At 71.0% G+C, this 11,465-nt stretch carries 12 protein-coding genes and 2 riboswitches; of the genes, 5 read left to right on the top strand and 7 right to left on the bottom strand.

The genetic code is table 11. From position 1 onward, the window contains the following. Positions 1–70: 70 nt before the first annotated feature. Together ACGBYP_RS21160 and ACGBYP_RS21155 are read right to left on the bottom strand one after the other, a co-directional pair. Positions 71–691 (bottom strand): DUF305 domain-containing protein, encoded by a 621-nt coding sequence (locus ACGBYP_RS21160; protein WP_411587391.1) that lies wholly within the window; start codon positions 689–691, stop codon positions 71–73. A 742-nt stretch (positions 692–1,433) separates the two neighbouring features. Then, on the bottom strand, positions 1,434–2,480 hold the full coding sequence (locus ACGBYP_RS21155; RefSeq protein WP_411587389.1) for a C40 family peptidase: 1,047 nt from the start codon (positions 2,478–2,480) through the stop codon (positions 1,434–1,436). An 11-nt stretch (positions 2,481–2,491) separates the two neighbouring features. Beyond that, a riboswitch (cyclic di-AMP (ydaO/yuaA leader) is annotated at positions 2,492–2,643 on the bottom strand. Positions 2,644–2,915: 272 nt separating this feature from the next. Between ACGBYP_RS21155 and ACGBYP_RS21150 the strand changes: the two genes are divergently transcribed. The 3 genes from ACGBYP_RS21150 (at position 2,916) to ACGBYP_RS21140 (ending at position 5,861) form a co-directional block, all read left to right on the top strand. Continuing rightward, positions 2,916–3,278, top strand: coding sequence for a BlaI/MecI/CopY family transcriptional regulator (locus ACGBYP_RS21150; protein ID WP_411587388.1), 363 nt, complete (start codon positions 2,916–2,918; stop codon positions 3,276–3,278). Further along, positions 3,275–4,216, top strand: coding sequence for a M56 family metallopeptidase (locus ACGBYP_RS21145; RefSeq protein ID WP_411587387.1), 942 nt, complete (start codon positions 3,275–3,277; stop codon positions 4,214–4,216). The genes ACGBYP_RS21150 and ACGBYP_RS21145 overlap by 4 nt, the downstream gene beginning before the upstream one ends. A gap of 277 nt (positions 4,217–4,493) precedes the next feature. Further along, on the top strand, positions 4,494–5,861 hold the full coding sequence (locus ACGBYP_RS21140) for a peptidoglycan DD-metalloendopeptidase family protein (protein ID WP_411587385.1): 1,368 nt from the start codon (positions 4,494–4,496) through the stop codon (positions 5,859–5,861). Between the two features lie 223 nt (positions 5,862–6,084). Here ACGBYP_RS21140 and ACGBYP_RS21135 read toward each other — a convergent pair whose 3' ends face one another. The 5 genes from ACGBYP_RS21135 to ACGBYP_RS21115 all read right to left on the bottom strand — a co-directional run bounded on the left by ACGBYP_RS21135 (position 6,085) and on the right by ACGBYP_RS21115 (position 10,159). Continuing rightward, the gene (locus tag ACGBYP_RS21135; protein WP_411587384.1) at positions 6,085–7,332 is read right to left on the bottom strand and encodes a M23 family metallopeptidase; all 1,248 of its coding nucleotides are present in this window, start codon (positions 7,330–7,332) and stop codon (positions 6,085–6,087) included. 110 nt (positions 7,333–7,442) lie between these two features. Next, positions 7,443–7,597: riboswitch (cyclic di-AMP (ydaO/yuaA leader) on the bottom strand. A 147-nt stretch (positions 7,598–7,744) separates the two neighbouring features. Beyond that, a complete protein-coding gene (locus ACGBYP_RS21130) occupies positions 7,745–8,203 on the bottom strand; it encodes a hypothetical protein (protein WP_411587382.1) in 459 nt (152 codons plus the stop codon). After that, the gene (locus tag ACGBYP_RS21125; protein ID WP_411587381.1) at positions 8,200–8,814 is read right to left on the bottom strand and encodes a winged helix-turn-helix domain-containing protein; all 615 of its coding nucleotides are present in this window, start codon (positions 8,812–8,814) and stop codon (positions 8,200–8,202) included. Before ACGBYP_RS21125 ends, ACGBYP_RS21130 begins: the two co-directional genes overlap by 4 nt. A 282-nt stretch (positions 8,815–9,096) precedes the next feature. Then, complete coding sequence (gene fliL, locus ACGBYP_RS21120; RefSeq protein WP_411587378.1) at positions 9,097–9,579, bottom strand: flagellar basal body-associated protein FliL; 483 nt, start codon at positions 9,577–9,579, stop codon at positions 9,097–9,099. 337 nt (positions 9,580–9,916) lie between these two features. Continuing rightward, positions 9,917–10,159, bottom strand: a complete 243-nt coding sequence (locus ACGBYP_RS21115) for a helix-turn-helix domain containing protein (protein ID WP_411587376.1) — start codon at positions 10,157–10,159, stop codon at positions 9,917–9,919. 188 nt (positions 10,160–10,347) lie between these two features. Here ACGBYP_RS21115 and ACGBYP_RS21110 point away from each other — a divergent pair, with 188 nt between their 5' ends. Further along, a complete protein-coding gene (locus ACGBYP_RS21110; RefSeq protein WP_411587374.1) occupies positions 10,348–10,800 on the top strand; it encodes a helix-turn-helix domain-containing protein in 453 nt (150 codons plus the stop codon). A 40-nt stretch (positions 10,801–10,840) separates the two neighbouring features. After that, complete coding sequence (locus tag ACGBYP_RS21105) at positions 10,841–11,392, top strand: PIN domain-containing protein (protein ID WP_411587371.1); 552 nt, start codon at positions 10,841–10,843, stop codon at positions 11,390–11,392. Positions 11,393–11,465: the final 73 nt, after the last annotated feature.

The following is an 11,465-nucleotide window of genomic DNA, read 5'->3' as shown; positions in this document are numbered from 1 at the left end:
AGCTACTGCCCCTGCGGGGCGGATCCGGTGGCAGCCCGGTGTAACACCGGGCCGCCACCGGATCGCGTCGTCAGCTTCCGAGCTCGGAGAGGATGGTCTGCATCTCCTCGATCTCGGCGGCCTGGGAGGTGGAGATCTCCTCGGCCAGGGCGATGGCGTCGGCGTTCTCGCCGTCGGAGATCTCGGTCTTGGCCATGTCGACCGCCTGCTGGTGGTGCTCGCTCATCATCTTCAGGAACATCCGGTCGAACTCGGTCCCGGAGGCGGCCTCCAGGCCGGACATGTCCATGTCCATGCCGCCCATGGCGCCGTGGTCCATGCCGCCCATGCCGCCGGACTCAGGCTGCCCCCATGCCTGCAGCCAGCCGGTCATGGTCTCGATCTCCGGCTCCTGGGCGGCTTCGATCCGGCTGGCCAGATCCAGGACGCGGGGGTCCTGCGCGCGGCCCTCGGCCAGCTGGGCCATCTCCAGGGCACCCTCGTGGTGCGGGAGCATCCCCTGGACGAAGGCCACGTCGGCGTCGTTGAACTCAGCCGACGCACTCGCCGATGCACTGCCTGCGGCGGAGCTGGCGGAGCTGCCACCAGCTGCGGTGCTGTCATCGGAGCCATTGGAGCAGCCGGCGAGGACGACGACGCCGGCGATGAGGCCAGCAGTGAGGCGGGCGCGGCGAAGGGTGGTGCGGGTCATTGCTTCTCCTGTGGGTGGGATCTGGTGGTGGACGACTGACCCGGTGGTCGCGGGAGCGGCCGGGTCGGTGGTTCGGCCTAAATCCGGAGGAGACAGAGGGAGGCGAGGTCGGGTGGTCTAGGGAGCTGGATCGCGGCCCACCAGGATCGGGCGCGGGCCAGCAAGACTTCCCGGCTGCCGATCGGTGTTGCTCTCTTGAGCAGGAGTGCCGCCGCCAGCACGGCCAGGCCGGCCAGTCCGGCTAGTAGTACCGCCAGGCACACCGCGAGGGCGTGCGCCCAGCCATGTCCTGATTCGGGACTGGACGAGCCTGTCGCGCCGGTGGCTGCCGCCGCCGGCGCGCCGTGGGCTGGACCGGCGGACGCGACCGCGGCGGTGTGGCCTGGGACCGCGGCATTGGTTGCCATGGACACCGCTGGCGCCATGGACACCCCTGACGCCACGAGGGCCGCGGAGTCCGCGGAGGACATGGCGCCGTGGTCGGCGGGGTGGGTGCCGCCGGGGTCGGCGCTGATGCATTGCAGCCCGTGCATGGCGAAGACCGCCGCGAGGGTCAGCAACACCAGCAGTCGAGCTGCCCGCATCGTCCCCACTCGTCCCAGCACATCCCACAGGTTACTACCTCAGGTAGTACTGGGCTCCTGCTCGAAGGGCTGCTCGAGTACTTGCGGCATTGCGACATTGCGGCATGGCGGCATGGCGGCATTGCGGCAAGGCGGTAATAAGGTCGGTGAGGTGCTGGTCAGGGCAGGATGCGGCGCGCCCCGGCATAACCGGACATATCCACACTGCCGACGTTGACCGGCTCGCCGAACGTCCGGGCGTGGACCATTTTGCCGCCACCGATGTAGATGCCGATGTGGCTGACCGGGCTGAAAAAGTAGACGAGGTCACCGGGCTGCAGCTCGGCCCGGGACACCGGGCGCCCCAAGGCGGCCTGGGCCTTGCTGGAGTGCGGCAGGGAGATCCCGGCCGCGGCGAAGGCGTACTGGGTCAACCCCGAGCAGTCGAAGGCGTCCGGCCCCCCGGCGGCCCAAACGTAGGGGTCCCCGACCTGGGCCATGGCGGTGTCGATGATGACCTGGGCGGCGTCGCTGCCGGCCTGCACCGAGCCAGCGGCCGGTGCTTGCAGAGCCGGCCCGCCGTGGGCGGCGTTGGCCTGCTCCTGCTCGGCGGCGGTGAGGGCGGCGTACTGGGCCTTGTAATCAGCGATCTCGGTCTGCAGCTGCTCCTGCTGCCCTTGGACGGCCGCCAGCTGCTGCTCTGCCGCGGCGGTGGCCTGCGCGGCGGCGGCACCGGCGCGCTCGGCGGACGCGCGTGACTCGGCGACCTGGGCCAAGACGTCGTTGTGGTAGCCGGCGACGGAGTCGAGGGTGGCGACCCGCTCGAGGAACTCATCGGCGGACCCGCTGGTCATGAAGGCCTGCAGCGGGCCCAACCCGTCCCCGGTGAACGCGGTGTGCGCGACGGCGGCGATCTGGTCCTGCAGGGCGGCCAGCTGCGCGTCGGCGGCCGCCCGTGCGGCGGCGGCGTCAGCGGCGGCGGCCTGCTGCTGAGCGAGGGTCTCCCGGGCGTCGTTGTACTCCTCGGTGAGCACCTCCAGCTGGTGGCCGCTGTCGGCGGCCAGCTGGGCCGCCTGCTCCCCGGTCGCGGCCTCACCCGGGGCGGCGCTGGCCCCGGCGGGGGTCAGGGCCACGCCTGTGGCGGTGAGCACCGTGAGGAGCGCGAGCGCGGTGGCCGGGCGCGCTCCGGCAGCCCGGCGGAACCGGTAGGGGTGCGTGGTCGCCACGGGGGCGCCCTCCTGTCTTCCGTGGCCGCATACCGAGTTAGCTGACGGGTTCGGGCGGGAAGTCGCCCGTCGTGCCACCCGGCGTGGGCGGGCACGATTGACCCCAGGACTGCGGTGGGTCCCCGGTCCTCAACGGTGGGCTGAGGTTCGGCGGCGCCGGACCGAGGTCCCCTCGTGGGTGACGACAACTCGTCCCGGCGCCGCTGAAGATAGGGCGGTGATCACCGGACCATCCCGCTGTCCTATGCGTGTCGGATAGTTGATGCTGGTGGGGCAGATGAGGTGGTCCTCGAAGCCTCTGGTGCTTCTGGTCGTGGGGTGCTGAGCGGGTGCAGCTCATACGATGACGACTCATCCAGATGAACCCGCAGGCCACACTGTGGCCTCGCGCAGCGCTGCCGGACCGTGTTGACCCAGGAGAAGTGAGGAGCGGCCATGCCTCACTTGGGCAAGCTCGAGGCCGCCGTGATGGACGTCTTGTGGTCCACCGACGCCCCGCTGACCGTGCGCGAGGTGCTGGCGAAGATGCCGCCGCAACGCAGTCTGGCCTACACCACCGTGATGACCGTGCTGGGGAACCTGCTGCGCAAGGGCTTGGTGGAGCGGGAGCCGGTGGGTCGGGCGTTCAGCTACCGCCCGACCGTGACGCGCCAGGGTGCGGCGGCGGCCTCGCTGCGGGAGATCCTGGACGCTTCAGACGATCCCCGGTCGGTGCTGCTGCACTTCGCCGAGACGGCCTCCGATGAGGAGTCCTTGGTGTTGCGTGAGGCGCTCGAGCGGCGGGCAGCGACCTCATGATCGGCATGCTCGCTGTTCTGGCCGCCGGAACCGCTCTGGGTCTCTACGGGCACCGGTCGCTGCTGTGGCTGGCTGAGCGGCGGGTGGATCCCACGATCCTGCTGGTGGGCTGGTCGCTGTTGTCTGTCGGGCTGGTCGCCTCGACCCTGGCCATGATCGGCCTGCTCGCCCTGCCGATGGACCAGCACGAGGCCAGTGGGCTCATCCAACTGGTGGGGGGCTGCTGGACCGCGGTCACCACGGGCACCGTGCCTGCCTGGCAGCAGACGGTCGCCGGCATCAGCCTGATCATGGCCGCGACCATCGTGGTGCGCCTGGGCAGAGCGGTGCTGAAGCGCGTGCGGTCGGTCCGGCGGCACGCCCCGCATGTACAGCAGCTGCGACTGCTGGCCTCGAGCTCCTCGGCCGGTGAGCCGCTGTGGGTCGCTGACCACCGGGCGATGGCCATGTCCATCAGCGGTCGTCCCGGGGTGATCATCGCCTCGGATGGGCTGCGGGCGCAGTTGCCACCGGAGGCAGTCGCAGCGACGCTGGAGCATGAGCGTGCACACCTACGGGGCCACCACCACGCTTTGGTGACGATCGCTGAGACACTGGCCGCCGCCCTCCCCTGGTGCCCCCTGCTGCGCGCAGCGCCGGCCGCCATTCGGGACCTGGTGGAGCTCGCCGCCGATGCCCACGCAGCGCGGCGGTGCGGGCCCGAGGCCGTTCAGGTCGCGCTGCGCCGGATGACCGGACAGCCGGTCCTCCCCTTCGGGCTGGCCATGGCCTCCCGCCTGACCGAGCTGCGCATCAGCCGGCTGGAAACCACCGACCCGTGGCGCATGAGCCATCTTCTCCGCTGGCCGGGGACCTTGGCGATGGCGACCGGGGCGCTGCTTCTTCCCGCGGCGACCACGTGGCTGGGCTTCAACATCGTGCTGTGCGCGGTCACCTGATCCACTCACTTCCCGCGAGCCCTTCTCTGAACAGCGGCCTCTCCCCCTCAAGACGAACACCCTTACTGCCGTTGCAACTACGACCAGTAGTAGCAATGGGATGTGAGGACGACAGCCGATGTGCACCGGACACCTTCGCCGCGGTGGGTTCAGCAACCTCCCTCGCCAGAGGGCTGCTGACCGGCCGCAACAGCGGTCCGAGCGGAGCGTCGTCTCACCGGCAGGAGTGCGCCCCGGTCGCGGCCGCGCCCTGCAGCGGCCGGTCAGGCTGTGGACGGTGGGGCTCGTTCTGGCCGTGGCCGCGGTCTCCTTCGGTCCCCTGGCCGCCTCGGCTCAGGCCGCACCGAGCAACCCCAGCGACGCGGACCTGAGCGCAGCTCAGTCCAGTCAGGAGCAGGCCGCCGCCGAGGTGGGCCGCCTGGCCGGGCTGCTGTCCGGCGCGGAGAGCGACCTCGAGCGGGTGATGGTCCAGGCCGAGGCGGTCAGCGAGGCCGACCGCATCGCCCAGGGAGAGCTGGAGGCCGCTGAAGAGCAGGCGGTGGTGACCGCGGCCGAGCTGCGGGCCGCGCAGCAGGCGGTGACCCTGGCCCGGGCCGACGTGGCCACCGTGGGGCGGGAGCGGTACATGTCCAGCGGGGACCTCAGCGGCATCGCCGCGCTGCTCAGCGCCACCGGGCCGGACCAGCTGCTGGAGGGAGCCGCCACGCTGCGTCTGCTGGCCGATCAGCGCACCGCCACGCTGGAGAGCCTGCGGATCGCCGAGACCGCCCACGTCGACGCCGACACCCGGGCACGGGCGGCGGTCGCCGATCGAGCCCAGGCCGCCGAGCAGGCTTCGGCTGCCAAGGCGGCGGCCGATGAGCAGGTCGCGGTCTTCCAGGCCGCCGCCGACGCCCTCGCCGCTCAGCGCGCCACCATCGAGACGCAGCTGCAGGAAGCTCAGGTCCGTCTCCTGTCTTTGCAGGGGCAGCGCAACGCCTACCAGGCGTGGCAGCAGCAGCAGGCGCGGGAGAAGGCCGAGGCTGAGGCTCAGGCCGCCGCGGCCGCCAAGGCGGCGGCGCAGGCCGCCGCCACGGCCAGGGCGGCAGCACAGGCCACCTCGCCGTCCAAGCAAGCGGCGCAGACCACGCCCCAGGTCAAGGCGGGCACCCCGGCTGCCAAGCCAGCGGAGCCGGCCGCCGGGCCCAAGCCAGCTCCGGCCCCGGACATCGCCGATGCTCCCGCACCGCGGCCGGTGACCGGCGGCGGCGTGGCCCCGACCGGTGGCCGGTTCACGACGTGCTTCGAGATGCGCTGGGGGGTCATGCACAACGGCGTGGACATCGCCGCCCCGATCGGCACCCCGATCTATGCCGCCGCCGCCGGCCGGGTGGTCCGCGCCGGGGAGGCCAGCGGGTACGGGCTGGCGGTCTACCTGCAGCACGATGACGGGTCAGTGTCGGTCTATGGGCACATCAACGACTACTTCGTGACTGCCGGGCAGCGGGTGTCGGCCGGCACGGTGATCGCCGAGGTGGGCAACAAGGGGCAGTCCACCGGTCCGCATCTGCACTTCCAGGTCAACACCGCTGGTCTGCACACCGGTGCGGTGGACCCCATCTCCTGGCTGGCCGCCCGCGGGGTCTCGATGGGCGGCCGGTGCTGAGCTGGAGCACCCGGTCCGGTCAGGCAGCTGGCGGCCGGCCTGCTGATCAGCTGCCGGGGCCCCCTGCCGCTGGCGGCCCGTGGCCTGGGGTTATCTCCTCGGCCACGGGCCACCTGCGCTGCAAACGCTCACGGCGCGCCGGCGGGGGGTGGGCACGGCGATACGTCAGTACCGATCACCCGGCGGGGCCACCGGTTCAGCTGTCCATGGCCCCGCTGGGTGGTCAGCCGCAGCCACCGCCCATCGACAGGCCGCGGGCGGTGAGCCACGGAACGGGGTTGGTGCGGTTGACGTACAGCCCGCCCTGGTGCACCTCAAAGTGCAGGTGGGCGCCGGTGGACTGGCCCTTGTTGCCGACGGCGGCGATCTGCTGCCCCGCGGTCACCCGCTGGCCGGCGGCGACGGAGTAGCTGTCGATGTGGCCGTAGAGGGTGATCGAGCCATCGGCGTGCTGCAGGTAGACGGCCAACCCGAAGCCCGACGCGGGACCGGCCTGGAGCACCACGCCATCGGCGGGGGCGTAGATGGGGGTGCCGATCGGGGCGGCGATGTCCATGCCGTTGTGCATGGTCCCCGAGCGGGTGCCGTAGCAGGAGGTGACCCGGCCGGTGGTCGGGATGCCGGTGCCGGCGGCGCTCCGCTCGCTTCCACGGGAGGCCGCCTGGTTGCCCCGTTCGGCCGGTGCGGTGGCCCCGCTGGCCGTCCCAGGTGCGGCGGGGATCGAGGCGCTACCGGCCCGCTCGGCAGCTGCTGCGGCCGCGACTGCGGCGCTGCGGTCCTGCTCGGCAGCTGCTGCGGCTGCCGCTTCACGGGCGAGGGTGGCCAGCCGCTCCCGGGCCTGCTGCAGCTGCTGCTCCAGCGCGGCCCTCTCCCCCACGGCGGCGTCGTAGGTCTGCTGCGCGGCCGCGAGCTTGTCGTTGGCGACCCGCTCGGCCTCCGCGGCGGCCTGGGCGGCCGCATCGCGGGCGTCCACCGCGGCCTTGGCCGCCTCGGTCGCTGCCTGCTGCTGGACCTGGACGACCTCGAGCTGCTGGAGCTGCTCGGCCCGGGCCTCCCCGAGGTGGTCTAGGGTGGCGGCCCGATCGAGCACCTCATCGGGGCTGGCCGCGCCGAGGAACGCCGAGGCAGCGCCATAGGCATCCGCGCCCATGTAGCTCCGCCGGCCCAGGGCCGCGACGTCGGCTCGGGCCCGGTCGACGGCCGCGGCGGCAGCGGTCAGCTCCGCGACGCGGGCGTCGGCTTGCTGCCGGGCGGTGACCAGCTCGGCCTGGGCGACCAGGCTCTGGTCGGCGACAGCTTCGGCTTCCACGGTGAGCTGCTGCAGGTTCTCCTCGGCTGCCGCCACGGACTCCTCGACGTCGCGCAGCGCGGCCTCGGCCGCGGCGAGCTCGGGCTGGCTCGCTGCGGCCGGCGCTCCGGGTGCCGCCTGGGCCGCGGGGCCGGTGAGAGCCAGCAATAACGCCGCGCTCACGGACAGGGCTGATGCGAGCGCTGGGGTGCGCCAGCGGGGCCGGCCCGGGTGGGGCCGATGACGGGCAGGGTCGTGCAAGACGTCGTGCGATGTCGCCAACGCGACGGGCTCCGTTCTCCCTCACCGTCTACCGAGTTAGCTGACGGGTTCGGGCCGGAGACAGCCCTACTCGCGGCGGCACGGTGGCCGGTCGAGATTCACCCCAGGGGAACGATGGGTCCCCGGTCCGCCACCGCGAGCGGTGGCAGTTCGACGGGGTCCGGGTGAGGACCTCGGGGCGAGGTCGTGGCTCACTCGGACCGGGCAAGACGATACTACGAAGCTAGATAGTTGTCACAGGTCGGTAACGCCGGCCAACTACTTCGGCCTGCCTCCGCACGACAGACCCGCCCCCATGCTCAGGCGCGCCAGCTCAGAAGATGTCGAGTGCAGGCAGCAGCTGGGCAATGGCCTCGACCATGGCGGTGGCATCGGTCAGCGCCTGGCGGGCTTCATCGACACTGGTGATCTCCGGCCCCGTGGGTCCGGGGTACTCCAACTCGTGGCGGCGACGGCGCAGGTAGCCGAAGTCGGTGAATCCCGGTTCGAACTGCGCGCGCAGTGCGCGTTCGACCACGATGTGGCCACCTTCGTGAGTGGCCCGCAGACCCTGCTGGGCGAGCACAGCAGCCCCGGCCTGACGGGCGGCGTCGTAGGCGATTATGAAGGCGGTACCCGGATCGGTCTCCAGCAACGTGCCGGCCGACGTAAGCAGCTGGCGCGCTCGATCCAAGGTCGCCTGCGCGGCCAGCTGCGCGCCGGGCGCCCGCTGCAGCTCCCGGTCGGCGATGAGCTGCTCGACCTCCGCTGCGCCCTTGGCCCAGCTGGTCATCGCCGTTCACCGATCCCCGTCAGCGGCGGTGCCGCCGCCTCCGAGGATGGGTTGGCGGCGCGCTGGATGACCGTCAAGTAGCTGGAGCGGTGCACCTGGTCGACGAGTGCGTCTTCAGCGGCCCGCCACTGGTCCGGTGTCCGCAGCGCCGGGTTCACCGGGAGCCGCAGACGCGCGGCGGCCCGGTCGGCGGCGGCGTAGACCGCCGCGCGGTGCGGGGTGCCGATGATCAGAACGTCGATATCAGCCGGCGGTGGGCCGTCCTGCCCGGCGTACCGAGCTGCCCAGGACCCGAACAGCAGCACCGAGTCCACCTCAGGCAGCTCGACGAACTCCTCGCCGATCACCTGGGCCGGGCCGAAGGTGAGAGTCAGCAGCTCGGTCAGTGCACGGGCGGCGGGATGACCGGCGTCGGCCTGGTAGAGACGGGTGCGGCCGACACTGCGGCTGACGACCAGGCCAGTGTCGACCAGGCGAGCCATCTCCCGGTGCGCGGTACTCAGCGGAACTCGTGCCGCCTGCGCCAGCTCGCTGAGGGCGTACTGGGCGTCTGGGTGCAGATGCAGCTGAGTCAGCAGCTCCGCCTGTTGCTGCGACCGGAAGATCGGCATCAGCGACGGAGACTTACTTCTCATAAGTGAGAAGATACTTCCATGAATCGGAAGTGGCTAGGGCTGACGCGAGCCCTCGGTAACCAGCCACCCCCGACGGATGCATCCTTTCGCTCCTCCAGGTCGAGGCAGTAGATGAAGACCCCACCGCCGACCAGCCGGCGCCGGGGAGCCGGCACCGGCTGGTACGGGACAGCCCCTCGTGAGAGGCGCGGGGTGGACTGCCAGGCGCGATGCTTCAGGTGCGGCGCATCAGCTTGGGCGGGACGGCTAGGGGTCCTTTCACTGAGTGACGTACTCCGTGTACCAGAGCTCGTAGACATCCCCGTGGTAGGCCTCGATGACGGCCTCCTCGAAGTGGGCCTTCATCGCCTCGCGGTTGGCCTGCACGTCGGTCAGGGTCACGCCGGAGAACTGCGAGATCGCGATGTCCAACGCCTTCGAGCCGTCCGGCTTGCCGCCACCGCCGTGCCCGCCACCGGCGTTCAGGTCATAGGCCGCCGACATCTGCAGCGTGAAGCCCAGCTTCAGGTAGCTGCCGCCGGCCAGGTTGATCGCCACCGGCTCGACGGCGAGCACCACGGTGCCGGCCTCCGGCGCGGGCTCGGCCTCGGCCTCACCGCTCCCGCTGAAGACAAAGAAGTACACCGCGGCACCGATCGCCAGGACGGCGACCAGCCCGATGATGAGCAGCTTCTTCTTGCCGCCCTTGGCGCCGTCCTCGTCCGCCGGCTTGTCGTCCTTCGTGGTCTTGTCCTTGCTCATCCGTGGCCTCCCCTGGAGTCGGAGGCGCCGGGTCCGGCGTCCTCGGTGGTGCTGTCTGTGGCGGTCTCCGGCGCCGCCGGGGTGTTGAGGTCGGTGGTCTGGCCTTCCGCGGGGCTGCGCCGGTGTCTCCACCCGCCTTCAGTCGGGAGCCTTTGCGGGCATCGGTCGCCTGAGACCGCCAGAACGCCGCTGCGATAACCGAGCTGTTGTTGCCCACCGCACCGATTGAAGCGACGCCCCCCGAGTGGCCCCGCTGTTCTTTTTGGATCGGCTGTTGACCGGAGTTCTTGAATCGGGCGGCCCGGGGTTCTCAGCTGCAGGACCGGCGGGGACACCTCTACTGGTCTGCCACCGGGCGTGCGCCTGCTGGCCGGCGGGGCACCTGATGTTTGTCCAGGGCCTTGCGGACCGCGGTCTGGGACCGGTCGACCAGCTCGGCGATCTCGCGCAGCGAGCGTCCATCCCGGTAGGAGGCGACGATGAAGGTCTCCAGCCGAACCTGTAGCAGCGGGTGGGCGGCGTCCCGGGTACCGGCGAACTCCGGCAAGGGCCGCAGCTGCGGCCGCGGCGGGTAGGGCACTCACCGACGCTAGAAGCTGCAGGAGCTCATCACCTCGCTGCGCCCGCACAGCGATCGAGCTTGTCATCCGGTCGGGTCACACCACAGCCTCAGCCGCCGATAACTGTTGCGGTTGCTTCGTTTGCTGCGTTTGATGGGACGTAGCGGGACGGGAGGCCCCTCGTCCGCTGACTGATCAGGAGATCGCCATGACGTCACTGCTGGACCGCCCGGTCATGCCCGATGACGGTGACATCACTGCCGCCGTCGCGGCACTGCCGCACGTCAAGGACTTCCTGGCCACACACCCCGGCCCTGAGGTCGTCCACCTGGTCGTCGACGACGAGCACGGGGACTCCCTCACCGTGCCCCGCTCAGCCGTCGAGCTGCTCGCCCAAGTGCTGGCGCACATGGCCTCCGGTCAGGGTGTGTCGATCGTTCCCTCGCAGGCTGAGCTGACCACCCAGCAGGCCGCGGACATGCTCAACGTGAGCCGCCCGTACCTGATCGGGCTGCTCGAGCGGGGTGACATCGACTTCCGCAAGGTGGGCACCCACAGGCGGATCAAGGCCGCCTCGCTGATGAAGTACATGCGCGCCGACGACCGACGGCGCAGCGCCGCCGCCGATGAGCTGCACGCGCTCACCCAGGAGATGATCTGATCCTGCGCCTGGCTCAGGCACCTCGACCGGAAGGCATCACGTGGCTTTCGTAGTCGTCTACGACGCCAACGTGCTCTACCCCTCCCTCCAGCGGAACCTGCTGATTGAGGTCGCCCGGGCCGGCCTGGTGCGGGCCCGCTGGACCGAGCAGATCCTCGATGAGGTCTTCCGGAACCTGAAGAGAAACCGGCCCGACCTCGACCCTGCCCGCCTCGACCGCACCCGCGTCCTCATGAACGACGCCATCCGGGACGTGCTGGTCACCGGCTATGAGCCGCTGATCGACGCCCTCGACCTGCCCGACCCCGATGACCGGCACGTCCTGGCCGCCGCGATCAAGGTCGGGGCTCAGACGATCGTGACCAACAACCTCAAGGACTTTCCTGCCGAGCGTCTGGCCGGCTGGGACATCGAGGCCAGCAGCGCCGATGACTTCCTGCACGCCATGGTCGACCTGAACCCCAAGGTCGTGTTCGCCCTCGTGCAGAAGATCGCCGGCAACTTCAGCAGACCCCCGATGGACGTCGACCAGGTACTCACCGCCCTGAGCAACGAGGGACTCGTGGCCACCGTGGCCGCGCTCCGCTCCTGACCGCACCCCTCAGCGAGGCCGATGACGCCCGCAGCCGGGTGCCGTGGCCGCCGAGCGCGGCCGGCAGCTGCGG

Source organism: Modestobacter sp. SSW1-42, assembly GCF_046635825.1.
Classification (GTDB): Bacteria; Actinomycetota; Actinomycetes; order Mycobacteriales; family Geodermatophilaceae; genus Modestobacter.
The sequence above is the reverse complement of the archived record's forward strand: the minus strand, read 5'-3'. Positions and strand labels throughout refer to the sequence as shown.

Excerpts from the sequence above, each read along its gene's own strand:
- ACGBYP_RS21130 (WP_411587382.1), bottom strand. The coding sequence starts at position 8,203 with ATGACCAGCTGGGCCAAGGGCGCAGCGGAGGTCGAGCAGCTCATCGCC.
- ACGBYP_RS21145 (WP_411587387.1), top strand. The coding sequence starts at position 3,275 with ATGATCGGCATGCTCGCTGTTCTGGCCGCCGGAACCGCTCTGGGTCTC.
- fliL (WP_411587378.1), bottom strand. The coding sequence starts at position 9,579 with ATGAGCAAGGACAAGACCACGAAGGACGACAAGCCGGCGGACGAGGAC.
- ACGBYP_RS21125 (WP_411587381.1), bottom strand. The coding sequence starts at position 8,814 with ATGCCGATCTTCCGGTCGCAGCAACAGGCGGAGCTGCTGACTCAGCTG.
- ACGBYP_RS21110 (WP_411587374.1), top strand. The coding sequence starts at position 10,348 with ATGACGTCACTGCTGGACCGCCCGGTCATGCCCGATGACGGTGACATC.
- ACGBYP_RS21160 (WP_411587391.1), bottom strand. The coding sequence starts at position 691 with ATGACCCGCACCACCCTTCGCCGCGCCCGCCTCACTGCTGGCCTCATC.
- ACGBYP_RS21150 (WP_411587388.1), top strand. The coding sequence starts at position 2,916 with ATGCCTCACTTGGGCAAGCTCGAGGCCGCCGTGATGGACGTCTTGTGG.